Origin of the sequence: Streptomyces sp. 1331.2 (genome assembly GCF_900199205.1) — a bacterium.
Lineage (GTDB): Bacteria > Actinomycetota > Actinomycetes > Streptomycetales > Streptomycetaceae > Kitasatospora.
The window spans coordinates 3,441,062-3,467,321 of record NZ_OBMJ01000001.1 but is presented as its reverse complement, the minus strand read 5'-3'; the positions used below and the strand labels follow the sequence as shown (position 1 = coordinate 3,467,321).

Annotated in this window: 21 protein-coding genes, 4 tRNA genes and 1 pseudogene; 12 read left to right on the top strand and 14 right to left on the bottom strand. The window is 72.7% G+C overall.

What is annotated here, in order from left to right:
• Positions 1–112: 112 nt before the first annotated feature.
• The 3 genes from CRP52_RS14570 to purM all read left to right on the top strand — a co-directional run bounded on the left by CRP52_RS14570 (position 113) and on the right by purM (position 3,945).
• Entirely contained in the window at positions 113–955 is an 843-nt protein-coding gene (locus tag CRP52_RS14570) for a diacylglycerol kinase family protein (protein WP_097236785.1), read from the top strand.
• Between the two features lie 242 nt (positions 956–1,197).
• Positions 1,198–2,781, top strand: a complete 1,584-nt coding sequence (gene purF, locus CRP52_RS14565; protein WP_097236784.1) for an amidophosphoribosyltransferase — start codon at positions 1,198–1,200, stop codon at positions 2,779–2,781.
• 78 nt (positions 2,782–2,859) lie between these two features.
• Entirely contained in the window at positions 2,860–3,945 is a 1,086-nt protein-coding gene (purM, locus tag CRP52_RS14560) for a phosphoribosylformylglycinamidine cyclo-ligase (protein WP_097236783.1), read from the top strand.
• A 171-nt stretch (positions 3,946–4,116) separates the two neighbouring features.
• Here purM and CRP52_RS14555 read toward each other — a convergent pair whose 3' ends face one another.
• Positions 4,117–4,374, bottom strand: coding sequence for a DUF3073 domain-containing protein (locus tag CRP52_RS14555; protein ID WP_097236782.1), 258 nt, complete (start codon positions 4,372–4,374; stop codon positions 4,117–4,119).
• 382 nt (positions 4,375–4,756) lie between these two features.
• On the bottom strand, positions 4,757–5,914 hold the full coding sequence (locus CRP52_RS14550; RefSeq protein ID WP_097236781.1) for a Glu/Leu/Phe/Val dehydrogenase dimerization domain-containing protein: 1,158 nt from the start codon (positions 5,912–5,914) through the stop codon (positions 4,757–4,759).
• A gap of 198 nt (positions 5,915–6,112) precedes the next feature.
• Here CRP52_RS14550 and CRP52_RS14545 point away from each other — a divergent pair.
• Positions 6,113–7,023: pseudogene (locus CRP52_RS14545) on the top strand (hypothetical protein).
• Between the two features lie 487 nt (positions 7,024–7,510).
• On the top strand, positions 7,511–7,717 hold the full coding sequence (gene bldC / locus CRP52_RS14540; protein ID WP_014137253.1) for a developmental transcriptional regulator BldC: 207 nt from the start codon (positions 7,511–7,513) through the stop codon (positions 7,715–7,717).
• Between the two features lie 347 nt (positions 7,718–8,064).
• Here the strand turns inward: bldC and CRP52_RS14535 are convergent.
• From CRP52_RS14535 to CRP52_RS14505, 7 genes are all read right to left on the bottom strand, one after another.
• A tRNA-Asp gene (locus CRP52_RS14535) sits at positions 8,065–8,138 on the bottom strand.
• A gap of 134 nt (positions 8,139–8,272) precedes the next feature.
• A complete protein-coding gene (hrpA, locus tag CRP52_RS14530; protein WP_097236780.1) occupies positions 8,273–12,259 on the bottom strand; it encodes an ATP-dependent RNA helicase HrpA in 3,987 nt (1,328 codons plus the stop codon).
• A 148-nt stretch (positions 12,260–12,407) separates the two neighbouring features.
• Positions 12,408–14,171, bottom strand: a complete 1,764-nt coding sequence (locus CRP52_RS14525; protein WP_257032482.1) for an RICIN domain-containing protein — start codon at positions 14,169–14,171, stop codon at positions 12,408–12,410.
• Positions 14,172–14,523: 352 nt separating this feature from the next.
• Positions 14,524–14,597: transfer RNA gene (locus tag CRP52_RS14520), tRNA-Phe, on the bottom strand.
• Between the two features lie 27 nt (positions 14,598–14,624).
• Positions 14,625–14,698: transfer RNA gene (locus CRP52_RS14515), tRNA-Asp, on the bottom strand.
• Positions 14,699–14,753: 55 nt separating this feature from the next.
• Positions 14,754–14,826 (bottom strand) — tRNA-Glu (locus tag CRP52_RS14510).
• Between the two features lie 115 nt (positions 14,827–14,941).
• Positions 14,942–15,283: a metallopeptidase family protein gene (locus CRP52_RS14505; RefSeq protein WP_097236779.1), complete on the bottom strand. Its 342-nt coding sequence runs from the start codon at positions 15,281–15,283 to the stop codon at positions 14,942–14,944.
• A 70-nt stretch (positions 15,284–15,353) separates the two neighbouring features.
• Here CRP52_RS14505 and crcB (CRP52_RS14500) point away from each other — a divergent pair, with 70 nt between their 5' ends.
• From crcB (CRP52_RS14500) to CRP52_RS14475, 6 genes are all read left to right on the top strand, one after another.
• Positions 15,354–15,893 carry a fluoride efflux transporter CrcB gene (gene crcB / locus CRP52_RS14500; protein WP_373560491.1) on the top strand — a complete coding sequence of 180 codons (540 nt, stop codon included), beginning with the start codon at positions 15,354–15,356 and terminating at the stop codon, positions 15,891–15,893.
• The gene (locus CRP52_RS14495; RefSeq protein WP_097236777.1) at positions 15,890–16,252 is read left to right on the top strand and encodes a DUF190 domain-containing protein; all 363 of its coding nucleotides are present in this window, start codon (positions 15,890–15,892) and stop codon (positions 16,250–16,252) included. The genes crcB (CRP52_RS14500) and CRP52_RS14495 overlap by 4 nt, the downstream gene beginning before the upstream one ends.
• On the top strand, positions 16,249–16,623 hold the full coding sequence (gene crcB / locus CRP52_RS14490) for a fluoride efflux transporter CrcB (protein WP_097236776.1): 375 nt from the start codon (positions 16,249–16,251) through the stop codon (positions 16,621–16,623). Before CRP52_RS14495 ends, crcB (CRP52_RS14490) begins: the two co-directional genes overlap by 4 nt.
• Positions 16,624–16,745: 122 nt before the next feature.
• Positions 16,746–17,459, top strand: coding sequence for a hypothetical protein (locus tag CRP52_RS37620; protein WP_143685743.1), 714 nt, complete (start codon positions 16,746–16,748; stop codon positions 17,457–17,459).
• 195 nt (positions 17,460–17,654) lie between these two features.
• Positions 17,655–19,910, top strand: coding sequence for a DEAD/DEAH box helicase (locus tag CRP52_RS14480; protein WP_097236774.1), 2,256 nt, complete (start codon positions 17,655–17,657; stop codon positions 19,908–19,910).
• A 202-nt stretch (positions 19,911–20,112) separates the two neighbouring features.
• On the top strand, positions 20,113–20,988 hold the full coding sequence (locus CRP52_RS14475) for a TIGR02452 family protein (protein ID WP_097236773.1): 876 nt from the start codon (positions 20,113–20,115) through the stop codon (positions 20,986–20,988).
• A 190-nt stretch (positions 20,989–21,178) separates the two neighbouring features.
• On the opposite strand, the gene CRP52_RS14470 is transcribed toward CRP52_RS14475, so the two are convergent.
• Together CRP52_RS14470 and CRP52_RS14465 are read right to left on the bottom strand one after the other, a co-directional pair.
• Entirely contained in the window at positions 21,179–21,514 is a 336-nt protein-coding gene (locus tag CRP52_RS14470; protein ID WP_097236772.1) for a hypothetical protein, read from the bottom strand.
• Positions 21,515–21,659: 145 nt separating this feature from the next.
• Positions 21,660–22,775, bottom strand: coding sequence for a hypothetical protein (locus tag CRP52_RS14465; protein ID WP_097236771.1), 1,116 nt, complete (start codon positions 22,773–22,775; stop codon positions 21,660–21,662).
• A gap of 92 nt (positions 22,776–22,867) precedes the next feature.
• On the opposite strand from CRP52_RS14465, the gene CRP52_RS14460 reads away from it, so the two are divergent.
• Positions 22,868–23,353: an RICIN domain-containing protein gene (locus CRP52_RS14460; protein ID WP_257032480.1), complete on the top strand. Its 486-nt coding sequence runs from the start codon at positions 22,868–22,870 to the stop codon at positions 23,351–23,353.
• A 7-nt stretch (positions 23,354–23,360) separates the two neighbouring features.
• Here CRP52_RS14460 and CRP52_RS14455 read toward each other — a convergent pair whose 3' ends face one another.
• The 3 genes from CRP52_RS14455 to CRP52_RS14445 form a co-directional block, all read right to left on the bottom strand.
• On the bottom strand, positions 23,361–24,056 hold the full coding sequence (locus CRP52_RS14455) for a tyrosine-protein phosphatase (protein ID WP_097236770.1): 696 nt from the start codon (positions 24,054–24,056) through the stop codon (positions 23,361–23,363).
• A gap of 111 nt (positions 24,057–24,167) precedes the next feature.
• Positions 24,168–24,989: an SDR family oxidoreductase gene (locus CRP52_RS14450; RefSeq protein WP_097236769.1), complete on the bottom strand. Its 822-nt coding sequence runs from the start codon at positions 24,987–24,989 to the stop codon at positions 24,168–24,170.
• Between the two features lie 10 nt (positions 24,990–24,999).
• The gene (locus CRP52_RS14445; RefSeq protein ID WP_097236768.1) at positions 25,000–26,238 is read right to left on the bottom strand and encodes a DNA glycosylase AlkZ-like family protein; all 1,239 of its coding nucleotides are present in this window, start codon (positions 26,236–26,238) and stop codon (positions 25,000–25,002) included.
• Positions 26,239–26,260: the final 22 nt, after the last annotated feature.

Sequence of the window (26,260 nt, the reverse complement as noted above, 5' to 3'; positions counted from 1 at the left end):
TCCGGTTGGGGCATCCTGCGTAGGCCGCAGTCTGCCCCGAGATAGACGAAGCCCCTGGCGCAATGGCGCAAGGGGCTCTTGCACCGAGAGATTACCTGAGGAAGGACCGGTCGTGTCGTCCCTGTCCACGCCTGGAACCGGCGGCCCCGAGCCGCTCCTGCTGCTCCTCGACCCGGTGGCCCGGCAGACCGACGGCGAGTCGGTGCGGATCGCGAAGGACGTGCTGTGCGGGGGCGCGGACGTCAAGGTGGCCTACCCGGAGAGCCCTTCCGAGCTCGACCGGGTGCTTTCGCACCGGGGCCGGCGGCGACCGGTGGTGATCGGTTCCGACCTCGCCCTGCAGCGGGTGCTGCAGGCGCTGCACCGGCAGCGTGAGCTGGGCACGGAACCGGTGGGGATGGTTCCGGTCGGTCGGGCGGCGGAGCTGGCGACGGCCCGCGCGCTCGGCGTCCCGGGGGAGCCGGTCCAGGCCGCCCGGGCGGTGCTGTCGGGCGCGCCGCGCCGGCTGGACCTGCTGGTGGACGACGGTGGCGGGGTGGCGCTGGGCGGGGTGCGGATCACCGGTGGCGGCTCGCACCGCCTGGGCCGTTCGAGCGGCTGGCGTTCGCTATGGGCGAAACTGGCTGCGGCCGAGCAGGCGAACGCACTCACTCCGGAGGCGGTCGACCACAGCTCCCGGGTCCGGGTCGAGGCCGACGGCCGGCTGCTCGCGGACGTCCACCGGCCGGTCCGGCTGGTCCAGGTCACGCTCCCGTCCGGGGTCTCGGACGGGACGGGCGAGATGGACGTCGTCGTCCGCGCCTCCGGCGCCCTGGTGCGCGCCCGGGCGGCGAGCGTCTCGGTGGTCGGCCGCGGCTTCGGCTACGAGGCGGACGGCCACCCCGTCGGCCCGGTCCGCGCCCGGACCTGGACGGTGCACCCGGGCGCCTGGGGACTGCTGCTTCCGGCCGCGTGAAGCCGGAGTGAACGCCGGGTGAGCAGGCTCACGTTCGGCTCCGCCCCGCCCTCCGCCGCTCCGCACACGGAACTCCCCAACAGGCGCGAACCACAAGGCCAACCGCCGCCCGCCGGAATTGCGACGGCCCGAAATCCCCACCCCGTAAGGGGTTTTGTCTACGCGCGTTACTCGCGGATCGTCCAACAATCCCGGCATCCCGGGTTCCGGAAGCCTGTGCCAACTGCCCTAGACTCGAAGGCGTGCCACGTGGTGACGGAAGACTCAACCACGATCTTCTTCCCGGCGAGAAAGGCCCCCAGGACGCTTGCGGCGTCTTCGGTGTCTGGGCTCCCGGCGAGGAGGTCGCCAAGCTCACGTTCTTCGGCCTTTACGCCCTGCAGCACCGCGGTCAGGAATCCGCGGGCATCGCAGTGAGCAATGGCTCCCAGATTCTCGTCTTCAAGGACATGGGACTCGTCTCCCAGGTCTTCGACGAGGCCTCGCTGGGATCCTTGCACGGGCATATCGCCGTCGGACACGCCCGCTACTCGACCACCGGTTCCTCGGTCTGGGAGAACGCCCAACCGACCTTCCGGGCGACCGTGCACGGTTCGCTGGCCCTCGGGCACAACGGAAACCTGGTGAACACCGCCGAACTGGCGGCCATGGTCGCCGAACTGCCCGGAGAGGAGCACGTCTCCCGCTCGGGCCGGACCGCCGCGACCAACGACACCGACCTGGTGACGGCCCTGCTCGCCGGCCACCCGGACCTCTCCATCGAGGAGACGGCCAAGGTCGTGCTGCCCAAGGTCAAGGGCGCGTTCTCGCTCGTCTTCATGGACGAGCACACCCTCTACGCCGCCCGCGACCCGCAGGGCATCCGCCCGCTGGTGCTCGGCCGGCTGGAGCGCGGCTGGGTGGTCGCCTCCGAGACGGCGGCGCTGGACATCTGCGGCGCCTCCTTCATCCGCGAGGTCGAGCCCGGCGAGCTCATCGCCATCGACGAGAACGGCATGCGCACCTCCCGCTTCGCCGAGGCGAAGCCCAAGGGCTGCGTGTTCGAGTACGTCTACCTGGCCCGCCCCGACACCTCCATCGCCGGCCGCAACGTGCACCTCTCCCGCGTGGAGATGGGCCGCCGCCTGGCGAAGGAGGCCCCGGTCGAGGCCGACCTGGTGATAGCGACGCCCGAGTCCGGCACCCCCGCCGCGATCGGCTACGCCGAGGCCAGCGGCATCCCGTACGGCTCCGGCCTGGTGAAGAACGCCTACGTGGGCCGCACCTTCATCCAGCCCAGCCAGACCATCCGCCAGCTCGGCATCCGGCTCAAGCTCAACCCGCTGCGCGAGGTCATCGCCGGCAAGCGCCTGGTGGTCGTGGACGACTCGATCGTCCGCGGCAACACCCAGCGCGCGCTGGTGAAGATGCTGCGCGAGGCGGGCGCCGCCGAGGTGCACATCCGGATCTCCTCGCCGCCGGTGAAGTGGCCCTGCTTCTTCGGCATCGACTTCGCCACCCGCGCGGAGCTGATCGCCAACGGCATGACCATCGAGGAGATCGGCCGCACCCTCGGCGCCGACTCGCTCGCCTACATCTCGATCGACGGCATGATCGAGGCCACCAAGCAGCCCAAGGACCGGCTCTGCCGGGCCTGCTTCGACGGCGAGTACCCGATGGAGCTGCCGGACCCGGCACTGCTCGGCAAGCTCCTGCTGGAGGCCGAGATCAAGGGCGGCCAGCAGCAGCCGGCCGTCCGCGGCAAGCCGACCAGCGGCAGCGACCTGGACGGCGTCCAGTCGCTGCTCGGCGGGGCCGGCGCGGCCGACGCGCTGCGTCGCCCGTAACGACCCGTGGTGGGGTCCCGCGAACCGGGGCCCCACCGCTGTTTCCGAACCACCCCCACCTGACCCGAGAGGGCCGCAGTGACCAGCTCCAACCAGAACGGCGCCACCTACGCCGCCGCCGGTGTCGACATCGAGGCGGGCGACCGCGCCGTCGAGCTCATGAAGCAGTGGGTGAAGAAGGCCAACCGCCCCGAGGTGGTCGGCGGTCTCGGCGGCTTCGCCGGGCTCTTCGACGCGTCCGCCTTCAAGAACTACGAGCGGCCGCTGCTGGCCTCGGCCACCGACGGCGTGGGGACCAAGGTGGCCATCGCCGCCGCCATGGACAAGCACGACACCATCGGCCACGACCTGGTCGGCATGGTCGTGGACGACCTGGTGGTGTGCGGGGCCGAGCCGCTGTTCATGACCGACTACATCTGCGTCGGCAAGGTCGTCCCGGAGCGGGTCGCCGCGATCGTCAAGGGCATCGCCGAGGGCTGCGCGCTGGCCGGCTGCGCCCTGGTCGGCGGTGAGACCGCCGAGCACCCGGGCCTGCTGGGCCCGGACGAGTACGACGTGGCGGGCGCCGGCACCGGTGTCGTGGAGGCCGACGCGCTGCTCGGCGCGGACCGGGTCCGGGCCGGCGACGTGGTGATCGCGATGGCCGCCTCCGGCCTGCACTCCAACGGCTACTCGCTGGTCCGCCACGTGCTGCTGAACGAGGCCGGCTGGAAGCTGGACCGCAAGGTCGAGGAGTTCGGCCGCACCCTCGGCGAGGAGCTGCTGGAGCCGACCCGGATCTACTCGCTGGACTGCCTGGCGCTCGCCCGCGCCACCGAGGTCCACGCCTTCTCACACGTCACCGGCGGCGGCCTGGCGGCCAACCTGGCCCGGGTCATCCCGGACGGCCTGCACGCCCGCCTGGACCGCGGCACCTGGACCCCGCTGCCGGTCTTCCGGACCGTCGCCGAGGTCGGCAAGGTGGCCACCCTGGAGATCGAGAAGACGCTCAACATGGGCGTCGGCATGGTCGCGGTCGTCCCGCCGCACTCGGTGGACGTCGTGCTGTCGATCCTGGAGGACCGCGGCGTCGAGTCCTGGCTGCTCGGTGACATCGTCGAGCGCACCGACGAGCACGAGGGCGGAGCGGCCCTCTACAACTCCTACGAGGGCTTCCGGGCCTGACCCCGGCCATCCCCGGCCGCGAACGACGAGAGGGCCCCTCCGACGCACCGGAGGGGCCCTCTCGCATACGGTCACCCGCCTGCCCGCCCCGGAGGCGAGCGGGCGAACACAGGGAACGCCGAAGACCGGCCCGGCGCCTGGGCGCCCGGACCGGTCCGGCGAAGCTGCTGGTTACGAGCGGCGGGAGGCCTGCGAAGCCCCGGCGCCCGGCTCGGTGTCGTCCTCGTCGTCGAGGTCGGCGTAGCGGGCGGCGTACTCCGCGTACGGGTCGTCGTCCTCTTCCTCCTCGATCGGCTCGGGGTCGATCGAAGCGGTGGACGGCGATACGCCCAGCTCGTTGGACAGACGGTTAGCGTCGAACCCGCCGCTGTTGTACTTCAGCTCGCGGGCGACCTTCGTCTGCTTGGCCTTGGCCCGGCCGCGCCCCATGGGTCGACCCCCTCAACGATGGGGCTCACGGCCCCGAGTCTGACACGTGTTCATGATCAGGACCGGCCTGCCCGAATGGGAGGACCGTCCCTTGGAGCATTAACGGTACCTGTTTCCGCCGCTGGACGGTACGTCGTCGGTGTGACGTGGCGCGCACCGACCGCACCCGAGACCAGGTCTTCCCAGGTCAGGGGAGGTTTTGCGGCGTTTTGCGCGCTGTCCAGAGGTGTCTTCGGTCCGTCGTTCCAGGACTGATTATCCCCCCTAGGGGGGCGTTGGATCACCCGATCGGGCGCAGAAGTGAGAATCCGGTTCCACATCGTGATGCGCGGGGGGCCACTGGGACGGCCCCCCGCGCGTACCGGGTCCGGAGGGTGCCGGATCAGGCGCGGCGGGCGCCCGGCAGCAGCACCGTGCGCAGCGCGCTGATCTCCCGCATCCGCTTCTCGGCCAGGCGGTCGGCGGCGACCGCCGGCGGGATGCCGTCGGCGGCGGCGCGGGTGAAGATCTCCAGGGTGGTGTCGAAGATCTTCGTGGCCTTGTTCTTGGCCCGCTCGAAGTTGAAGCCCTCGATCTCGTCGGCGACCTGGATGACGCCGCCGGAGTTCACCAGGTAGTCGGGCGCGTAGAGGATGCCGCGGTCGGCGAGGTCCTTCTCGACGCCCGCGTGCGCCAGCTGGTTGTTGGCCGCGCCGCAGACGATCGAGGTGCCGAACTCGCCCAGCGCGGCGACCACGTCATCGGTCAGCGCGCCGCCGAGGGCGCAGGGGGCGTAGACGTCCAGCTTGGCCTGGAGCAGGGCGGCGGTGTCGGCGACGACCTCCACCTCGGGGTGGGCGGCGCGCACGCGGTTGACGGCGGCCTCGAACGGGTCGGTGACGACGACCTCGGCGCCGTCCGCGACCAGGTGGCCGACCAGGTAGTGGCCGACCTTGCCGACGCCCGCGACACCGACCCGCTTGCCGCGCAGGGTCGGCTGGCCCCAGCGGGCCTGGGCGCTGGCGCGCATGCCCTGGAAGACGCCGAAGGCGGTCAGGATGGACGAGTCACCGGCGCCGCCGTGCTCGGGCGAGCGGCCGGTCACGAACGAGGTCTCGCGGGCGACGACGTCCATGTCCTGGACGTAGGTGCCCACGTCGCACGCGGTGATGTAGCGGCCGCGGAGGGACTCCACGAAGCGGCCGTAAGCCCGGAGCATCGCCTCGTTCTTGTCCTTGTTCGGGTCGCCGATGATGACGGCCTTGCCGCCACCGAGGTCCAGCCCGGCCAGCGCGTTCTTGTAGGACATCCCGCGGGACAGGTTCAGCGCGTCCTCCAGCGCCGCCTCCTCGGAGGCGTACGGGAAGAAGCGGGTGCCGCCGAGGGCCGGGCCCAGGGCGGTCGAGTGGATGGCGATGATGGCCTTCAGGCCGGAGCTGCGGTCGTGGCAGAGGACGACCTGCTCGTGGCCGTCGCCGGGGGCGCCGTCCTGCTCGGTACGGAAGATCCTGCTGAGCACGCCGGGTGCGGGGTGCGTGGCGGGGGTCTGTACGTCGGTCACTGTGGTGACTCCAGTAGGGAAGGCCCGCTGCTGTGGTGCGGGCGCCTAAGGCAGAGAGTAGTCGCGCGCGGGCCGCCGATCCGCCCTCTTGTCCGAGCTTGTGCCGGTTGTCCGAAGGGTGAGACGGGAGGTGGTGCGCGGTGCGGGCGCGAACGGTTCGCGGGCGCGCCCTCCCGGGGCCGGACGGCGCGTGCGACCATGCAGGACGTGACCGTCGTACGCACTTCCGTACACCCGCCCTACGCCGCCCACCTGCGGGTGTACGAGCCGCTGGGGGCCTATCCGGAGCCGGAGCGGGCGCACTGGCAGGGCTACGCGGCGGAGCACGGGCCGGACGCCGGGGAGGCGGCGCAGCCGGTCGCCGCGGCGGTGCTGGAGGAGCAGCGGGAGGCGCTGGCAGGGCTTGCCTCGCGGACGCCCCGGGCGCTGCCGGAGCGGGAGAGCGGGCGGGCGTACCTGCGGCTGGTGGACGGCGTACTGTACGTCTGCCCGTGGGCGACGAGGCTGCGCAGCTGGCAGGCGCTGGAGGAGCTGCGGGCCGGGGCGCCGGTGGCGCTGCTGGACACCGCGCTGCCGCCGACGGCCCGGGAGGCCGCCGAGGCGGACCGGGAGCGCTGGCGGGCCGAGCACCCGGACGCCCGGCCGTGGATCCTCACCAGCCGGTGGGAGGTGCCGGTGCGCTGGTTCCTGCCGTTCGGGGACGAGGACCGCTGCTTCGTGCCGGGCGGGGAGCCGGCGGAGGGGGAGGCGGAGCGGGGCGGCCGGCCGGCGGCGCTGTTCTACCTGGTGCCGATGGCGCAGGCGCGCCGGCGGGTGGCGCGGGCCTACCGGGCGCTGCGCGAGGCGGTGCCGGCGGGGGAGTTGGTGCGGGGGCGGAGCAGGTCGGGCGGTGGCTGGAGGAGTTCCACCCGCGGTCGCTGGTGGAGCTGGACTACGGGGGGCTGGTGCATCTGCTGGGGCCGGAGCGGCTGCTGGCGGACCGTTCGGCGCGGGAGCTGGAGGAGGGGCTGCGGGCGCTGCGGGCGGGGGACACCGCGGAGGCGCTGCGGGTGTACGGGGAGCTGACGGTGCGCTGGCGCCGGGTGCTGGCGCTGCGGAACGCGAACTGACGTCCGACCGCCCGTGTATGACTGTAAGAGTCCTAGGGACCGCAACGGCGATGACCAAGGTCCCGGTTCGGGTCAATAGCTGTCGAACGTGACACTACTCACCGTTGACGCGAACTTACCCCTATGTGCAAAAATGGGACAACCAGCCCAACTTCACGTGAGCGTGCCCACTTTTGGGTGGTTCTGGAGTCGATGCGTGCTTTGCGGGGAAACGGAGGGTCTGGTCCCCTCGTAACCGGATGTCATCGTCGCGTGACTGTCCGTTATGGGGTGGTCCATCGCCATCCGTCGGCCTTGAACCCGTGAGGGGTCAATTTTGGCGGTTTGGTCGATAGGGCTGGACGGATGGTGTAGTTGTAGACACCAGGACAAGCCGTTCGTCCTATAACCGACTCGGCCCGTCTATGCCATTTCGGGCATCGCGGGCCAAGGTGCAGAATTTGAAGGATAGAACCGCCCTGGTTCGGTTCTCCCGAGGAGGCCGCTCATGACCGCTCGTACCCCTGATGCTGAGCCGCTGCTGACGCCGGCAGAGGTTGCCACCATGTTCCGCGTGGACCCGAAGACGGTCACCCGCTGGGCCAAGGCGGGCAAGCTGACGTCGATCCGCACGCTCGGTGGTCACCGCCGTTACCGTGAGGCGGAGGTGCGCGCCCTGCTGGCCGGGATTCCCGCCCAGCGCACTGAGGCCTGATAGGCCAAAGGCTCTTTAAAGGGGCCGCTTACCGGACTCCGCCGGGTCCGGTAAGCGGCCCCTTTGTCGTGCTTCCGGGCTCCCCCGGATCTGTCGGAATGTTGAACTCCGGATAACGATTTGATGCTCATGAGGCGGGGGGGATTTACAGTGAATAGCAGTGCAATTTTACATATTAAATTAGTGGCCTCTTGGGCAGGGCGGGGCGCGCCGGGGTTCGGGGAAACATGAGTGACGACCGTCACGCGCTCTGTCACTTGTGGTCTAGACCTAGTCCGGGGTAAAGGCCGGACGGCGAAAACGCGAGAGGCCCGGAACCTGACGGTTCCGGGCCTCTCGCACTGCGGCGATCCCGACGGGACTTGAACCCGCGACCTCCACCTTGACAGGGTGGCGAGCTAACCAACTGCTCCACGGGACCAGAGTTTTCTGATCTCGTTCACTCGCTTGCCGCGCTGCGAACAAGACAGACTGTAGCCCATGGTGGGCCTCCAGGTCGAACCGGCTCCCGACCGGCTCCCGAAGGCCCACCCGCAGCTCAGAGCGGCGCCCGGGTCAGAGCGTCGCCCGCGCCGCCTCCATCGCCTTCATGATCCGCTTCTCCGACACCGGGCTGGGCGTGCCCAGCGACTGGGCGAAGAAGCTGACCCGCAGCTCCTCGATCATCCAGCGGATCGCCCGCACCTCCTCCGAGGGCTGCCGCCCGGCCGGCACCGCCGCCAGCAGCTCCCCGTACGCCTGCTGCACCTGCTGCACCTTCAGCAGCTGCTGGGCGTCCCGCTGCGGGTGGTTGGGCAGCGCCTCCAGGCGGCGGTCCACCGCCAGCAGGTAGCGCTTGAGGTCCGGCAGACGCTGCCAGCCGGTGGCCGTCACGAAGCCCGAGTGCACCAGCGAGGCCAGGTGCAGCCGGACGTCGTTCACCGCGTTCAGCAGCACCGGGCTGCTCACCGACTTCAGCCGGGTCGAGGCCTTGTGGAAGGCGATCAGTGCGGTGGCCGTCTTCAGCGTGGCGTCCGCGGACAGGTCGTACAGGTCCGCGCGGACCTTGTCGTGCAGCTTGACGAAGGCCGCCTCGTCCCAGGCCGGGCCGCCGGCCAGGGCCATCAGGCGGTCCGTCGCCGCGGCCACCACGTCGTCGAACAGGGCGTTGATCGAGCCGTGCGGGCTGTGCGAGAGCGCCAGCTTCGCCTGGTTGCCCAGCCGGCCCTGGATCGACTTGGCCGGTGAGGTGGTGGTCAGCATCAGCAACCGCCGGGTGCCCTCCCACATCGCCTGCGCCTGGGCCTCCGGGGTGTCGAACAGCTTCACGCCGACCGTGGCGCCCTCGTCCACCAGGGCCGGGTAGGCGCGCAGCGCGTGGCCGCGCGAACGCTGCTCGAAGGTGCGCTGCAGGACCGGCAGGGAGGCCGGCCAGGCGGTCAGCCCGCTCTGCTCGATCCCCTGGCCGGAGGCGGCCGAGGACAGCGTCTCCTTGAGCTTCGGCTTGAGCTTCAGCCGCAGCTCCTCCAGGTCCTTGGACTCGGCGAGCTTGCGGCGCCCGTCCACCACCCGGAAGGTCACCCTGAGGTGGTCCGGCACCCGCTCGTCGTCCCAGGCCTCCGGCGGCACGGTGACGGCCGTCAGGCGCTTCAGGGCGCGCTCCAGCGAGGGCAGCAATGGCTCCTGGCGGTCCTTCAGCGAGCGCAGCGCCGCCTTGGCGAAGTCCGGCGCCGGCACGAAGTTGCGCCGGATCGCCTTCGGCAGCGACTTGATGTACGCGGTGACCAGCTCCTCCCGCAGACCGGGGATCTGCCAGTCGAAGCCCTCCGCGGTGACCTGGTTGAGCACCGGCAGCGGGATGTGCACGGTCACGCCGTCCGCATCGCTGCCGGGTTCGAACTGGTAGGTCAGCTTGAAGCGCAGCTTGCCCTGCTGCCAGTGGTCCGGGTAGTCGGCCTCGGTGACGCCGTCGGCGGCGTCGTTGATCAGCATCGACTTCTCGAAGTTCAGCAGGTCCGGCTGCTCGTGCCGGGCCTTCTTCCACCAGGAGTCGAAGTGCCGGGTGGAGACGACGTCCTCGGGCAGCCGGGAGTCGTAGAACTCGAACAGGGTCTGGTCGTCCACCAGGATGTCCCGGCGGCGGGCCCGGTTCTCCAGCTCCTCGACCTCGCCGAGCAGCTTGCGGTTCTCGGCGAAGAACCGGTGGTGGGTCTCCCAGTCGCCCTCGACCAGCGCGTTGCGGATGAACAGCTCGCGGCAGAGCTCCGGGTCGATCTTCCCGTAGTTGACCTTGCGCTGGGCGACGACCGGCATCCCGTAGAGGGTGACCTTCTCGTACGCCAGCACCGCGCCGGCCTTCTTCTCCCAGTGCGGCTCGCTGTAGCTGCGCTTGATCAGGTGGCCGGCCAGCGGCTCGACCCACTCCGGCTCGATCTTGGCGTTGATCCGGGCCCAGAGCCGGGAGGTCTCCACCAGCTCGGCCGACATCACCCAGCGCGGCGGCTTCTTGAACAGGCCGGAGCCCGGGAAGACCGCGAAGCGGGCGCCGCGCGCACCGCCGTACTCGCGCTTCTCCACGTCGAACAGGCCGATGTGGGAGAGCAGTCCGGCCAGCAGGGACTGGTGGATCCGGTCGGCGTCCGGCTCGGCGTCGGGGTGTGGTTCCTCGATGGTGACGCCCAACTGCTTGGCGACGGTGCGCAGTTGGGTGTAGATGTCCTGCCACTCCCGTATCCGCAGGTAGTTGAGGAACTCCGTCTTGCACATCCGGCGGAAGGCCGAGGAGGAGAGCTCCCGCTGCTGCTCGCGGACGTAGCGCCACATCGCCAGGTAGGAGAGGAAGTCCGAGGTCTCCGAGGTGAACCGGCGGTGCCGGTCGTCGGCGGCCTGGCGCTTCTCGGCGGGGCGCTCGCGCGGGTCCTGGATGGAGAGCGCGGCGGCGATCACCATGACGTCGCGGACGCAGCCGTTGCGGTCCGCCTCCAGCACCATCCGGGCCATCCGCGGGTCCACCGGGAGCTGGGCGAGCTTGCGGCCGAGCTGGGTGAGGCGCTTGCGCGGGTCCTTCTCGTCCGGGTCGAGCGCGCCCAGCTCGTGCAGCAGGTGGATGCCGTCCTTGATGTTGCGCGAGTCCGGCGGGTCCAGGAACGGGAAGGCGGCGATGTCGCCGAGGCCGGCCGCGGTCATCTGCAGGATCACCGAGGCCAGGTTGGTGCGCAGGATCTCGGCGTCGGTGAACTCGGGGCGGGCGAGGAAGTCCTCCTCCGAGTACAGCCGGATGCAGATGCCGTCCGAGGTACGGCCGCAGCGGCCCTTGCGCTGGTTGGCGCTGGCCTGGCTGATCGCCTCGATCGGCAGCCGCTGCACCTTGGTGCGGTGGCTGTAGCGGGAGATCCGGGCGGTGCCCGGGTCGATCACGTACTTGATGCCGGGGACGGTGAGCGAGGTCTCGGCCACGTTGGTGGCCAGCACGATCCGGCGGCTGTTGGAGCGCTGGAACACCCGGTGCTGCTCGGCCGAGCTGAGCCGGGCGTACAGCGGCAGGACCTCGGTGTTGCGCAGCTTCAGCCGGTTCAGGGCGTCGGCGGTGTCGCGGATCTCGCGCTCGCCGGAGAGGAAGACCAGGATGTCGCCCGGGCCCTCGGCCTGCAGCTCCTGGGCGGCGTCGCAGATCGCCTGGACCTGGTCCCGGTCGCGGTCGACCTCGTCCCCGTCGTCCTCGGCGTCGTCGACGATCGGGCGGTACCTGACTTCCACCGGGTAGGTGCGGCCGGAGACCTCGACGATCGGGGCGTCGCCGAAGTGCCGGGCGAAGCGCTCCGGGTCGATGGTCGCGGAGGTGATCACGACCTTGAGGTCGGGGCGGCGGGGGAGCAGCTGCTTGACGTAGCCGAGGATGAAGTCGATGTTGAGGCTGCGCTCGTGCGCCTCGTCGATGATCAGCGTGTCGTACTGGTGCAGATCGCGGTCGGTCTGGATCTCGGCGAGCAGGATGCCATCCGTCATCAGCTTGACCAGGGTGTCCTGGCCGACCTGGTCGGTGAACCGGACCTTCCAGCCGACCGCCTCGCCCAGCGGGCTGTCCAGCTCCTCCGCGACCCGCTCGGCCACAGTACGGGCGGCGATCCGGCGCGGCTGGGTGTGGCCGACCAGCCCGCGCACGCCGCGGCCGAGCTCCAGACAGATCTTCGGGATCTGGGTGGTCTTGCCGGAGCCGGTCTCGCCCGCGACGATCACCACCTGGTGGTCCCGGATCGCCGCCAGGATCTCGTCCTTCTTCTGGCTGACCGGCAGCTCGGCGGGATACGTGATCGGCGGGACGGCGCTGCGGCGCTGCTCGACCAGCAGCTCGGCGCGGTCGATGTCCTTGGCGATCTCGGTGGCGATCTTCTGCCGGGCCTCGGGCTTGCGCACCCGGCGGGCACCCTCCAGCCGGCGCCCGATCCGCACCTGGTCGCGCAGGGTCAGCTCGGGCAGACGGGCGGCCAGCTCACCGATGCCGGGCCCCTCGGCGGGCGCGGGCGCGGGGGCGGACTGGACTGCGGGAGAACTCACTGCGGGCATCCCTCTAGGTTCGCAAGGAGGCACGGCGGAGCGCACCTAGGTTTTCGAGCCCCTCCAGTGTCACAGCCGCCGGTGGCGAATCGCGAACGACGGGCGACGGCAACGACGGGTGGCCCCGCCGGGGGCGGGGCCACGGTCGTCCTCTCGCCTACTTGAGCGCTGAACCGCCCGAGTTGCGGTACGCGATCGTCTTGTTGATCAGGTTTCCGCCGTCGGTCTCGGGCGTGGTCTGTTCCTGCTGCCCCGAGCCGAACAGCAGGCCGGCGATGTGCGCGTTCGCCACCTGGTCCATGTGCGCGAAGAACCAGTCCACCTTGTCGTCCTTGTAGTGGTTGAGCGTGTTGTTCTGCGCCATGTTGCCCACGGGGATCTGCCACAGGACCACCGGCTTGCCCACGGACTCGGCCATCGTCTTGTAGAACGACAGCTGGGCGGCGGCCTTCTGGTCGGTCCAGAACTTGTCGAGGCCGCCGTGGGCGGGCTGCGCGTACCAGCCCGCGTCGCGGTCCGACACGTCGGTGGCCAGGAAGTCGGCGTTCTGTGCGCCGAGGTGGGCGTAGTCCTTGACGCACTGCGCGGTGTTCTGCTCCCAGTCGAAGCAGGACAGGTGCATGCCGACGGCGGTGTTCGGAGCGTACTTGTGCGCCATCGAGATCAGGCACTGGGCGAGTCCGGCGGCGCTGTTCTCCTGCGATCCGCAGTCCGTCGGGTCCGCGGCCGTGACCTGCGCGGCGACCTGGTGCGGGTCGCCGAGCGACCGGACGTAGCCCCAGAAGTCGGGTTCGAGGTCGATCATGTCGTGCGAGGTGCCGATCTTCTGGAGGAAGAAGCGGTAGTCGTTCAGGTACCGGGTGAGCAGGTCGGCCCGGTTGATGGCCTTGACCTCGCCCGGACCGTCGCCCTGGCCCGCCGCGTCGCCGAGGTCGCGCAGCGAGTACCAGGTCCAGAGGAACTTCTGCGGGCGCGGCTTGCCCTGGTAGGTCTCCTGGGCCGCCTTGGCGTCCCGCCAGGTCACGTACGTGCCGGGCGCCGTGGTGCTGCCGTTCCAGCAGCCCCACCAGCCCGTCCACGCGTCCTGGCAACGGGCCGCCGTGTAGTAGTCCGAGGAGGGCGCGGGCTGGCTGTGCACGTAGGCGTACTGCACGTCGAACGGCGCGGCGCCCGCCGAGGCGTCGGACATCGAGCCGCCGACGAGCACCGTGTTGCTGCCCATGAAACTCTTCGCCGGGTTGGTGCCGCCTCCGGCCGGCACCGCCGGCGGCGCCGACGTCGGGTGGTTACCGCCCGGGGCCTGGCCCGTGGGAGCGCTGCCGCCCGGGGCGGCAGGTGTGGTGGGCGTGGCGCTGCTGCCGGAGCCCCCCGTGCTCCCGGAGCCCCCCGTGCTCCCGGAGCCCCCCGTGCTCCCGGTGCTGCCGGTGCTGCCGGTGCTGCCGACCGGGACGAGCTGCCACTGCTGGTTGGCGCCGTTCCAGTCGTGGTACTGGGCGATCTGGCCCCCGTCGGCCTTGGAGCCGAGCGGGACCTCGACGGCCTTGCCGTTGAAGCGGTTGATCAGACGTACGTAGCCGTCCGACGACTTTTCCAGGTGGAACTGCTGGTTGGCGCCGTTCAGGTCACTCCACTGCCGCACCTGGGAGCCTTCGGCCTTCGACCAGCCGTAGTCGTCCAGCACCTTGCCGGAGTGCCGGTTCTGCAGCCGGTAGTTCCCGTCGCCCGCGTCGAGGAACTTCCACTGCTGGTTCGCCTCGCCGGTGCGGCTCCACTGCACCACCGGAGCGCCGTCGTACGCGCCGTAGCCGTAGTCGTCCAGCACCTGGCCGGTGCCGCGGTTGACCAGCAGGTACCAGGGGCTCGTGTCCACGGCCACGGTGCCCGCCGAGGCCGTGTTGATCACGGCCACCGAGGCGCCCACGACCGCCAGGCCGACAGCCGCCCAGAAACCCCGGCGCCGGTACAGCCGGCGGGCGCGATGCGACGGACGGGCTCCGCGCCCGTGGCCGCCCGCCCGTGCAGCGCCACTGACGACGTGGGGTGGGCGAGGGACGTCGCTGTGCTCTCGTTCAAGGGACACGTCTGTGCTCTCTCTCAGCCGTCGCATCTGACCGAACCACTTGGCCGGACACCGCTGAGTGGCCGCGGAGGCCGAAAAGGTTGCCGCGACGAACCGGAGATTTTCCGCCGTGACCGCCTTCCGTCCGTAGCGGAGGCGTCGAACGGCACGAAAAAGCCCCCGTAGCGAATTCGCTACGGGGGCTTCTCTGTTGTGGCCAGGGCCGGGGTCGAACCGGCGACCTTCCGCTTTTCAGGCGGACGCTCGTACCAACTGAGCTACCTGGCCGTACTGCACCGTCTCTTGCGAGACGAGCGATCCCGACGGGACTTGAACCCGCGACCTCCACCTTGACAGGGTGGCGAGCTAACCAACTGCTCCACGGGACCTCGGAGTGGCGAACCACCCGCGGTCTTGCGCACTGCACTGTACTACGGTACTGCGTGCCCCCAACGGGATTCGAACCCGTGCTACCGCCTTGAAAGGGCGGCGTCCTGGGCCACTAGACGATGAGGGCTTGCGGCCTGTCCCGCTGTTTCCAGCGTTCGGGGACGTCGAGAAGCATATGGGATGCCGGGCGGATCGCCAAAACGGGTTTCGGCCGGGTGGGGGGCGGGGGTTCCGGGGCGGGGTCAGGACCAGCCGAGTTCGTCCAGCTCGTGGTCGTCGAAGCCGAAGTGGTGGGCGACCTCGTGGATCACGGTGGTGCGGACCTCCTCGACCACCTGCTCGCTGCTCTCGCAGTGGCGCAGGGTGGGGCCGCGGTAGATCAGGATGCGGTCGGGCAGGACGCCTGCGTACCACTCGCCGCGTTCGGTCAGCGGGGTGCCCTCGTAGAGGCCGAGGAGTTCCGGGTCGCTCGGGTCGGGCTCGTCCTCGACGAAGATCGCGACGTTGTCCATCATGGCCGCGAGCTGCGGCGGGATCTGGTCGAGTGCGTCGCTGACCAGCGTCTCGAACTCTTCCCGGGTCATCTCCACCGGATCATTGTCGGGCCTGGGGTGATGGTGTGCCAGGTGGCGGAGGCCGGTGTTTGATGGGTTTGTGACGACATCGGAGGGCGCGTTGGACGACGCCGTGGACGGCTCCGCCGGGACGCGGCCGGCGGTCGCGGCACCGGTGCGGAACCGGCCGCCGGTGCTGCGCGGGCAGGGGCCGGCGGTGGGGGTGGTCGCGGTCGGCGGGGCGATCGGGGCGGTCGCCCGGTACGCCGCCGGGCTCGGCTGGGAGACCGGGCCGACGGCCTTCCCGTGGACGACGCTGCTGGTCAACGTGGTCGGCTGCGCGGTGATCGGGATGTTCCTGGTGGTGATCACCGAGGGACGGCAGGCGCACCCGCTGGTGCGGCCGTTCTTCGGCACCGGCGTGCTGGGCGGGTTCACCACCTTCTCGACGTACGCGGTGGACGTCCGGCGGCTGCTGGAGGAGGGCCGGCTCGGGCCGGGGCTGGCGTACCTGGGGCTGACGCTGGTGGGAGCGCTGGGCGCGGTGTGGCTGGCGGCCGGGCTGACCCGCCGTCTGGTCCACCGGGCGGCCCGTCGCGAGCCCGCGACGGGCGCCGCGACGGGCGGGGGCGTGCGGTGAGCCGGCTGAGCGGCCCGGCGCTGCGGCTGACGGTGCTGGTCGGCGAGAGCGACCGGTGGCACCACCGCCCGCTGTACAGCGAGGTGGTGCACCGGGCGCGGGCGGCCGGGCTGGCCGGGGCGAGCGTGTTCCGGGGGATCGAGGGGTTCGGGGCGTCGTCGCTGGTGCACACGACGCGGCTGCTGTCGCTGAGCGAGGACCTGCCGGTGGCGGTGGTGATCGTGGACGAGGAGGAGCGGGTGCGGGCGTTCCTGCCGCAGCTGGACGGGCTGGTGGCGGAGGGCCTGGTGCTGCTGGACCGGTGCGAGGTCGTGACCTACGCGGGGCGCGGCCCCGGCGGGGCGGGGGAGCCGCGGTGAACTGGCTGCTGGTGGTGGCGGGCGCGGTGGTCGGCGCGCCGCTGCGGTACCTGACCGACCGGGCGGTGCAGTCCCGGCACGACTCGGTGTTCCCCTGGGGGACCTTCGCGGTGAACGTGGTCGGCTGCCTGATCCTCGGGCTGGTCACCGGGGCGGTGGCGGCGGGTGCGGCCTCCTCGCAGGTGCAGCTGCTGCTGGGGACGGGGCTCTGCGGGGCGCTGACGACGTACTCGACCTTCTCGTACGAGACGCTGCGGCTGGCCGAGACCGGTGCCGGGCGGTACGCGCTGGCGAACGTGGCCGGCAGCGTGGCGGCCGGGCTGGCCGCGGTGTACGCGGGGGCGGAGCTGGCCTCGGCGCTCTGGGGCTGAGGCGCGCCACGGGGCGGGGGAACTGCCGGGCTGCCCGTGTCCCGCCGGGCCGGGCGCGCGTTGGGCACCGAAAGCGGTCGCGCGTGAGGGCGGACCGGGTGGGGCGGTAGAGAGGGACCTCGGTGGCTTCGGTGCGGGCGGTACGAGCGGTTCGGGACGTGCGGGCGGTGCGGGCGGTCCAGGGCGCCCGGGCGGTGCGTTCGCGCGCCGTACGGGCGGCGGCGGTGCTGACGGTGGCCGGGCTGGGGCTGACCGGGTGCATGTCGGTCCGGCCGGCGGCGGAGGAGAGGCACGGCGGGGTGGCGCCGGTCGGGCTGGCCGGTCCGGCGGGCCGGCCGGGTGCCACCGGCGGGCCCTCGGCCGCGCCGGGCGCCGGGCACCCGGGGGGCGCGTCGGGGCGCGCGGAGCGCCCGGGCGGCCTGCAGGCCGAGAACGCGCCGGGTGGGGCCACCGTCACCGCATCAGGCGAGGTGCTGCCCGGTGCGAACGGCGCGGTGACCGGCGTGGTCCCGGTGCCGGGCTCGGGGGCGCCCGAAGGGTCGCCGGGCGGCGGTGCCGCGGGCGAGGTGAACACCAGTCCCGCGCCGCACCCGGGCGGGTCGTCCTCCGGGGCCGGCGGAACGGCGGGCTCCGGCGGTACGGGAGGGGCGGGCGGCACCGGTGAGGGCCGCTCGGGCGGCTCGGCCGGCACGCCCTCGGCCAGCCCGAGCAGCCGCCCGTCCGCCACCCCGGAGCCGGAGCACAGCTCACCGCCCGCGACCGTCCCGCCCGTACCGGAGCCCACCGCCGGCAGTTCCGGTTCCTCGGCCCCGAGCCCGCGTGCGGGGGGTCAATAGGGCGTTGTGCAGGGCATTTGCCTCCGATCCCATGGGTCCTCTATGGTGGTAGATCGTTCGTTTGATTCATTTGACTGGCGCCCTAATCCCATCTGGCGCCCTTGGCGCGTTCCGGCGATCCGTGGCTGACCGCATAGAGGCGGTTGTGAAACAGAACCCCGGACTTTGGCGCGTGCCACTTCCGGAAGGTTCTGCATGTCTCTCGTTGACGACGCCCGCTTCGCCATGCCCGCGAACGAGGCCGCCGCCGATGTCACCGACACCACCGACACCATCGACACCGCCGCCGACGAGGTGATCGCCGAGGCCGTGGAGGCCACCGAGGAGGCGGCCGCCGAGCCGACGATCACCTTCGGCGACCTGGGCCTGCACGACGACGTCGTGCGTGCCCTCGCCAAGCGCGGCGTCACCACCCCGTTCCCGATCCAGGCCGCGACCATCCCGGACGCCCTGGCCGGCAAGGACGTGCTGGGCCGCGGTCGTACCGGCTCCGGCAAGACCCTCAGCTTCGGCCTGCCGCTGCTGACCCGCCTCGCCGACGGCGAGCGCACCAAGCCCAAGCACCCGCGCGGCCTGATCCTGGTCCCGACCCGCGAGCTGGCCATGCAGGTCGCCGACGCCCTGGAGCCGTTCGGCTCGGTGCTCGGCCTCAAGCTCAAGGTCGTCTGCGGCGGCACCTCGATGTCGAACCAGATCTACGCGCTGGAGCGCGGCGTCGACATCCTGGTCGCCACCCCCGGCCGACTGCGCGACCTGCTGAACCGCGGCTCCGCCAAGCTCGCCGACGTCCGGACCGTCGTCCTCGACGAGGCCGACCAGATGGCCGACATGGGCTTCCTGCCCGAGGTCACCGAGATCCTCGACCAGGTGCCGGCCGGCGGCCAGCGCCTGCTGTTCTCCGCCACCCTGGAGAACGAGATCGACACCCTGGTCAAGCGCTACCTGAAGAACCCGGTCACCCACGAGGTCGACCCGTCGGCCGGCGCGGTCACCACCATGACCCACCACATCCTCGTGGTGAAGCCCAAGGACAAGGCGCCGATCACCAACGCGATCGCCGCCCGCAAGGGCCGCACGATCATCTTCGTCCGCACCCAGATGGGCGCCGACCGCGTCGCCGAGCAGCTGATCGAGGCCGGCGTGAAGGCCGACGCGCTGCACGGCGGCATGACCCAGGGCGCCCGCACCCGCGTCCTCGGCGACTTCAAGGACGGCTACGTCAACGTCGTCGTCGCCACCGACGTCGCCGCCCGCGGCATCCACGTCGACGGCATCGACCTGGTCCTCAACGTGGACCCGGCCGGCGACCACAAGGACTACCTGCACCGCTCCGGCCGCACCGCCCGGGCCGGCCGCTCCGGCGCCGTCGTCACCCTGGTGCTGCCGCACCAGCGCCGCGGCGTCTTCCGCCTGATGGAGGACGCGGGCGTCGACGCCAGCCGCCACATCCTGGACCACGCCTTCGACGCGGAGGTCGCCCGGATCACCGGCGCCCGCTCGCTCACCGAGGTCCAGGCGGAGAGCGCCGCCAACATCGCCGGTGCCGCCGAGCGCGAGCTCGCCGAGATGACCCGCCAGCTGGAGCGCGCGCAGCGCCGCGCCGCCGAGCTGCGCGAGGAGGCCGACCGCCTCGCCGCCCGTGCGGCGCGCGAGCGGGCCGAGCTGGGCATCGAGGACGAGGAGCCCGCCGCCGAGGAGACCGGCGAGCAGGCCGCCGCGGAGGCCGCTCCGGCCGCCGCCGAGGCCCCTGCTGCGCCGCAGGCCGAGGAGCGCGCCCCGTCGTACCGCGAGGCGCGCAGCGAGCGTCCGGCGTTCAACCGCGACCGTGACGACCGCGGTGGCCGTTCCGGTGGCTTCAACCGTGACCGTGACGACCGTGGTGGCCGTTCCTTCGGTGACCGTGACGACCGTCGCTCGGGTGGTTTCAACCGCGACCGCGACGACCGTGGCGGCCGCTCGGGTGGCTTCAACCGTGACCGTGACGACCGTGGTGGCCGTTCCTTCGGTGACCGTGACGACCGTCGCTCGGGTGGTTTCAACCGCGACCGTGACGACCGTGGCGGCCGTTCCGGTGGCTTCAACCGTGACCGTGACGACCGTGGTGGCCGTTCCTTCGGTGACCGTGACGACCGTCGCTCGGGTGGTTTCAACCGCGACCGCGACGACCGCGGTGGCCGTTCCGGTGGCTTCAACCGTGACCGTGACGACCGTGGTGGCCGTTCCTTCGGTGACCGTCCGGCCCGCACCTTCGGTGACCGCCCGTCCTTCGGCCGGGACCGCGACGAGCGCGGCGGCAGCAGCCGTCCGTTCGCGCGCCGCGACGACCACCGCTCCGGCGGCCGTCCGCAGGCCGACCGCGGTGGCTTCAACCGTGACCGCGGCGGTTTCGACCGCGACCGCGGTGGCAGCGGCTTCAACCGCGACGACCGCAAGCCGCGCTGGAAGAACTGACGCCGCACCGGCGGTGATCCACCGCCGGCCGCGCTGAACGTAACGAAGGGCCCGCTCCGTCCCCCGGAGCGGGCCCTTCGCGTTCCCCCCGGCACCCCCCCGGGTACCCCCCGACACCTCGTCCTGCTCCCCCCGAGGTGTTGTTCTGGAAGTGAGAATAACCTGTGGCGCCCGGCGGCGGTAGTCCCGTAGCCTCCGGGGCATGAGCAGCAGACTGCATGACGTGGCACGGGTGAACGAGGAGATCGCCGGGCGGGGGAGCTACCGGACGGCCGGGGGCGAACTCGTGCAGGTGGGGGAGCAGTTGACGGCGGCCAGGGCCGGGACGGTGTCCTACCCGCCGCAGGCGCTGGACGCCCTGGTGGCGGCGGGCGAGCCGGGGCCCGGGCCGAAGGCCGGGGCGGAGGCCGGGGCGGGGGTCGGGTCGAGCGGGGTTGTCGAGGTGACGGCCGAGGGGAGCATCGAGGCCGCCCGGCGGCTGGTCGCGGCCGGGGCCGGCCCGGTCGGGGTGCTGAACTTCGCCTCCGCCCGCAACCCCGGCGGCGGCTACCTGCGCGGCGCCCGCGCCCAGGAGGAGGACCTGTGCCGCAGCGCGCTGCTGTACAGCTGCCTGGTGGAAGCCCCGGACTACTACGAGGCGCACCGGGCCTCCACCGACCTTCGGTACAGCCACCGGGTGATCGTCTCGCCGGACGTGCCGGTGATCCGGGACGGGCGCGGCGAGCTGCTGGCGCAGCCGTACCCGGTCACCTTCCTGACCTCGCCCGCCCCCAACGCCGGTCAGCTGGAACGGCGTTCGCCCGGCACCGACGTCCGGGGCGTGCTCGCCGAGCGGGCGGTGCGGGTGCTCGCGGCGGCCGCCCGGCACGAGGTGCGCACGCTGGTGCTCGGCGCCTGGGGCTGCGGGGTGTTCGGCAACGACCCGGCGCAGGTCGCCGAGGCCTTCGAGGGCGCGCTGGCCCGGTACGGGGCGGCCTTCGAGCGGGTGGTGTTCGCGGTCTGGGACCGCACGCCGGTCTCCCCGAACCGGGCCGCCTTCGAGGCCCGGTTCGGGACGGCAGCGGGAGCGGGGCGCTGAGGGGTGTGCGGCTGCCGCGTTGCGGCTAGGGCCTGTCCGGCGGATCTTGCCGGGCGCACGACGCCGGATCATCCCGCCTGGACGCACGCCCGAATCGTCCAAGTACACCCAGTACGAGGGCGATTCGGGCGCACGCCCAGACGGGCGCCCGACGCCGCGCGCTGATCCGACAAGATCCGCCGGACAGGCCCTAACGCTTGCGGGCGGAGAGCACCGTTGCGGCCGTGGAGGCGGCCGCGACCACGCCGGTGACGGCGAAGACGGACGGCCAGGCGCCGATCCGCTTCGCCAGCGGGTGCGAGCCGCCGAAGGCCGCCACGTACAGGCCGGTCAGTGCCGCCGCGGTGCCCGGGCCCGAGCTGCGACGCCACTGCGCGGCCGCCCCGGCGCCGGCCACCGCCAGCACCGCGCCGCCCAGGTGACGCCGGCCGGTCCAGCGGGCGACGCCGTAGCCGCCGACCAGACCGCTCGCCGCGGTCAGCGCGGCGGGCGCGGCCGCCGCGAGTACGTTCGGAACCTTCGCCATCGTCGACTCCACTCGTCACAGGTGAGGCTGCCAGGGCCGGTCTTCGGGCCCGTCGGCTTCCGACCCTAACCCGGCCCCGATCCGGCCGGGTCGGCGGTCTTCGGAGGCCGCCGCCCGCCGGACGGCACCGCCCGCCGGGCACCGCTCAGCGGAAGGCCTGCTCGACGGAGTAGCCCGGGACGGTGCGGGCCAGCAGCTCCGCCGCCTCCGCCGGGGCGAGCACCCGCTCCAGCCGCAGGTCGCCCGGGACCTCCTGGATGAAGCGCCCGGCCGCCCAGCTGCGCTCGTACGGCAGCGGCTCCAGGACCAGGGTGCGCACGCCGTCCAGCAGCGGGACGTCGCTCGGGGTGCCCTCGTTCCAGAGCCAGGAGCCGTCCGGCGCGACCAGGTTGAAGGCGCCGGTCGCGATCACCCGGCGGCCGTCCAGGAACGCCGAGCGGGCCAGCGCCACCACCTCCGGGTCCTGCGGGACGCCGGGCAGGTGGCCGCCGCCGATCAGCACGTCGGCGAGCAGGGTGTGCAGCTGGAAGGTGTCGCTCAGGCCGCTCATCCGCAGCAGGTAGCCGGTGCCGGTGGGGCGGTCGAGCACCAGCAGCGGCTCGTCGTCCAGCATCAGCGCCAGGTGGGCCAGGCCCTTGAAGTCGTGCCGCTCGCCGCCGTACCGGCCGAACAGCTCCACGAGCACCCCGGTCACGCCCGAGGCGCGGGCCTCGGCCCGCACCGGCGCGTGCGCGTACACCGCCCAGGACGCCTGCTGCCACAGGTGCAGCGTCCACCAGCCGACCACGGCCAGGTGCGCGTGCCACTCGTCCAGGACCGCCGGGTCGGCGATCCGGGCGTGTGCCCCGGCCGGATCGTCCTCCTCCGGGTCCGGCAGCGGGCCGCCGCCGGTCTCGGCCCAGCGTCGCAGCAGCAGCTCCGTCCCGGTCAGCGCGCCGCGCAGACCGGCCAGCACCGGGCCGGCACAGGCCACCGGGTCGGCGCCGTGCTCGACGCAGGCGCCCACCACCATGGCCAGGTGCGAGCGGGGGAACGGCGGGGCGTCCGGCAGCAGCGCGGCCAGCCGGGGGCCGGCCGCCACCCGCTCCTCCGGCGTGGCCGGGCCGAACAGCCCGCCGACCCGGCCGAGGGCCGGGCCGAAGTCCTCGTCGTCCCCGGCGGCGACCACCGCCTCCAGGTCGGCCACCGCTGCGAGGAGGGCGGGCTGCTGACGGTGCGACGGGGTCGGCTGACGGTGCGGCGGGGTCTGCTCGGTGGACATTCGCCGCAGCATAGGCGGCGGGGCGGGCCCGGTCGAAACGCCCCCGCGACCCGGCCGGGTGGCCTGTCGGTAGGCGGTGGCAGACTGCGAGCGTGACTGACTCCGCCGGCTCCGCCGACACCGCCGCTTCCGCCGGCTCCGCGATCACCGACGGCAGCTTCCTCGTCCGCAACGTCGGCAGCGGCCTGCTGCTGCAGGTCGCCGGCGCCTCCCGGCGCAGCGGCGCCCGGATCGTGCTGGGCCCGGACGACGGCACCGACAACCAGCTCTGGCACCTCACCGCCGTCCACCCCGGCGGCGCGCTCTTCCACATCGAGAACGCCGCCAGCGGCAAGCGCCTCGACGTCACCGGGGCCTCCCCGGACGACGGCGTCCCGATCCAGCAGTGGGGCGCCAACGCCTTCGGCGCCCAGGAGTGGCTGCTGGAGGGCCACGTGGACGCCCCGGGCACCTACACCGTCACCAGCTTCATCAGCGGCAAGCCCCTGACGGCGCCGGAGCCCCCGGAGGAGGGCGTCCGGCAGTGGGAGGACACCGACTCCCCGACCCAGTGGTGGCGGTTCGAGTGGCGGGGGTAGCCGGCGGTCAGGCCGAGAGGTTGGTGCGGACGGCGGCCAGTTCGGCTTCGGTGGCGCCGTGGTGGCGGAGGTAGGCCGGGATCGTGCCGTGGTGGGTGTGGATCCAGGCGAGGGAGGAGGCGATGAGTTCGGCGCTGATCGGGCGGGAGACGCGCTCGGTGCCGGTCTCGTCGATGTACGGGGCGGGGCCCTTGTCCAGGCCGAGGCCGATGTTGGAGAGCAGGAAGTCGGCGGTGATGTCGGCTTCGGAAGCGCCCAGCAGGGACTGCAGGACGGCGATGGTGAGGCCGGTGCGGTCCTTGCCGACGGCGCAGTGGACGACGGCGGCCAGGGACTCCGGCGCGGCGAGGCGGCGGATGACGGCGGCGAGCGAGGGGCCGGCCGTCTCGGCCATGAACGGGTAGAGCGAGGCCTGGTCCTCGGGCCACGGCCGGTCGACGTCGCCGCGGTCGGCGGGCAGCGTGGGCAGGCTGAGGGACTCGTGGTCGAGGCCGTGCCGCTGGTCCGGCCAGACCTCCAGCTCGAACGGGCTGCGCAGGTCGAACACCGTGCGCAGGCCGAGCGCCTTGAGTCGCCGGGCGCCCTCCTCGGTGAGCGTGTGGAAGGAGCCGGAGCGGTACAGCACGCCCCGGCGGAGGGCGCCGATCCCGCCCGCGTCACGGAAGTTGCGCACACCGGGGATGTCGATGAAGGCGTCGGTCATGACCTCCACCGTACGGGCGGGGGCGGGCGCGGGGAAGGAAACCGGAGGGGGCCGTTCGGTGGCGGGCGAACGCTGTCCGAAAGCGGCCCCTCCGCAGGGCGGGGACGGCTCTCAGCGGCCGCCGGAGACCTCCAGGAACGCGCCCGTGGTGTACGAGGCGGCCGGGGAGAGCAGGAAGAGGATCGCCTCGGCGACCTCCTCCGGCTGTCCGCCACGCTGCATCGGCAGGCCGGGGGCGACCCGGTCGACCCGGCCGGGCTCACCGCCGAGCGCGTGGATGCCGGTGTGGATCAGTCCCGGCCGCACCGCGTTGACCCGGATCCCCTCGGCCGCGACCTCCAGGGCGAGGCCGCGGGTCATCGAGTCCACCGCGCCCTTGGCGGCCGCGTAGTCGACGTACTCGTTCGGCGAGCCGATCCGGGAGGCGGCCGAGGAGACGTTGACGATGGCGCCGCCGCGCCCGCCGTACCGGGTGGACATCCGGCGGACGGCCTGGGCCGCGCAGAGGAACGGGCCGGTGATGTTGGCGGCCCAGATCCGGTTCAGCCGCTCCTCGTCGATCTCCTCCAGCCGGCACTGCCGCTCCAGCGTGCCCGCGTTGTTCACCAGGCCGGTGAGCGGGCCGAGTTCGGTGTCCACGGTGGCGAACAGCCGCTCCACCTCGGCCGTGCGGCTGACGTCCGCGCGCACGGCGAGGGCGGTGCCGCCCGCGGCCCGGATCGCGTCCACGACACCGGCCGCCGAGGCCTCGTCCGTACGGTAGTTGACGCAGACCCGGTAGCCGCGGCGGGCGGCCAGCAGGGCGGTGGCGGCGCCGATACCGCGGCCGGCGCCGGTGACGATCAGGACCTCGTCGGTGACGGCCGGGGAGCCGGCGGCCTGGGCGGTGGCGGGCCGGGTGGCGGCGGACGCGTCGGGCGTGGTGGTCGACATGTCCCGTACGCTACCCGGCCGTTCGGCCGAGCCCGCCCGCGCCGGCCGCCCGTAGCGCGGCGATCCTGGGCGCCCGGCTCTTGGGCGAGTCGAGGCTGAAGCCGCGGGCGTCGCCGAGCTCGTCGCGGACGAAGGCCTCGGTGCGGGCCACCGCCGCCCGCAGGGCGTCGTCCGGCGGGACGAAGGGCAGCAGGACGATCTCGGCCCGCTCGGGGTCGTACTCCCAGAGCCCGACGATCCGGCCGCGGTCGAGCACCAGGTGGGTCTGCGGGTCGGCCTCGCCGCCGAAGGTGCGCCCGGCTCGGCCGACGGGCAACGGGCGGGCGGCGTCGGCGGGGTCGAGCAGCCGGGGCAGGTCGCGGTGCAGCAGGTGGATGCCGTCGATGCCGGCCAGCAGGGTGTAGTGGGGTTGCCGCGGTGTCGTGAACTCGGCGAATTCCTCGGCGAGTTCGGGTGGCAGGAGGAACTCCGAGCCGGGCGCGAGCGGGACCAGGCCCGCCTCGGCGACGGCCCGGCGGGCGGTCGCGGCGGTGAAGCCGGAGAACCAGCGGAAGTGCCGCAGGGTGGCCGGGCCGGCCCAGGAGAAGTAGCGGCGGGCGAGGTCGACCGCGGCCCCCGCGACCGGCTGGTCCCAGCCGGCGTAGCCGTAACGCTGCTGGTCCAGACGGCCGTTGACGGGCACCCGGCGGACCCGGCCGCGCGACTGCAGCAGCCCGAGGGCGAGTGGCAGGGTGGTGGCCAGGCCGCGCTTCCTGCCCGCCTCGCCGAGCGGCCGGACGGCGTCGCCGACCGCCTCCCGGATCGTGGTCGGATCCAGCGGGCCGCCCTCGGCCAGCACCCGCTCGATGGCCAGGCAGAGCTTCTCCACCTCGTCCCGGCCGACCCCCAGGTGCTTCTCCGCGGCGGCGAGTTCGCCCTCCGGGGCGGCCGCGCCGGAGGCCAGGCCCAGCGCGAAGTCGGCGGCCGGCAGCAGGTAGGTGCAGCCCCGCGCGGACGGCAGCTCGTGCACCTCCAGCCGGGCCACCGCCTCGTCCACCGCGGCCCGCCCCAGCCCGGCCCGGGCGAACAGGCCCAGGTAGGGCGCCGCGCCGCCCACCGAGCGGGCCCAGCCGGTGGCGGCCAGCACCTCGGCGGCGGACGCGCCGGTGTGCGGGCGGTCCAGCCACTGGCGGTGCGACCACCAGGCGCGCAGCTTCTCGACGTCGACGGGCGCCGGGTGGTCCGGGGCCGGGTGGGGATCGTGCTCCATGCGGCCAGTATCGGCGGCCGGG

Bases quoted from the DNA above. Each gene is read 5' to 3' on its own strand.
- bldC (WP_014137253.1), top strand. From the start codon at position 7,511: ATGACCGCTCGTACCCCTGATGCTGAGCCGCTGCTGACGCCGGCAGAG.
- CRP52_RS14445 (WP_097236768.1), bottom strand. From the start codon at position 26,238: ATGGAGCACGATCCCCACCCGGCCCCGGACCACCCGGCGCCCGTCGAC.
- CRP52_RS14505 (WP_097236779.1), bottom strand. From the start codon at position 15,283: ATGACCCGGGAAGAGTTCGAGACGCTGGTCAGCGACGCACTCGACCAG.
- CRP52_RS14475 (WP_097236773.1), top strand. From the start codon at position 20,113: ATGAGCAGCAGACTGCATGACGTGGCACGGGTGAACGAGGAGATCGCC.
- CRP52_RS14480 (WP_097236774.1), top strand. From the start codon at position 17,655: ATGTCTCTCGTTGACGACGCCCGCTTCGCCATGCCCGCGAACGAGGCC.
- CRP52_RS14450 (WP_097236769.1), bottom strand. From the start codon at position 24,989: ATGTCGACCACCACGCCCGACGCGTCCGCCGCCACCCGGCCCGCCACC.
- hrpA (WP_097236780.1), bottom strand. From the start codon at position 12,259: ATGCCCGCAGTGAGTTCTCCCGCAGTCCAGTCCGCCCCCGCGCCCGCG.
- CRP52_RS14465 (WP_097236771.1), bottom strand. From the start codon at position 22,775: ATGTCCACCGAGCAGACCCCGCCGCACCGTCAGCCGACCCCGTCGCAC.
- CRP52_RS14455 (WP_097236770.1), bottom strand. From the start codon at position 24,056: ATGACCGACGCCTTCATCGACATCCCCGGTGTGCGCAACTTCCGTGAC.
- CRP52_RS14470 (WP_097236772.1), bottom strand. From the start codon at position 21,514: ATGGCGAAGGTTCCGAACGTACTCGCGGCGGCCGCGCCCGCCGCGCTG.
- CRP52_RS14555 (WP_097236782.1), bottom strand. From the start codon at position 4,374: ATGGGGCGCGGCCGGGCCAAGGCCAAGCAGACGAAGGTCGCCCGCGAG.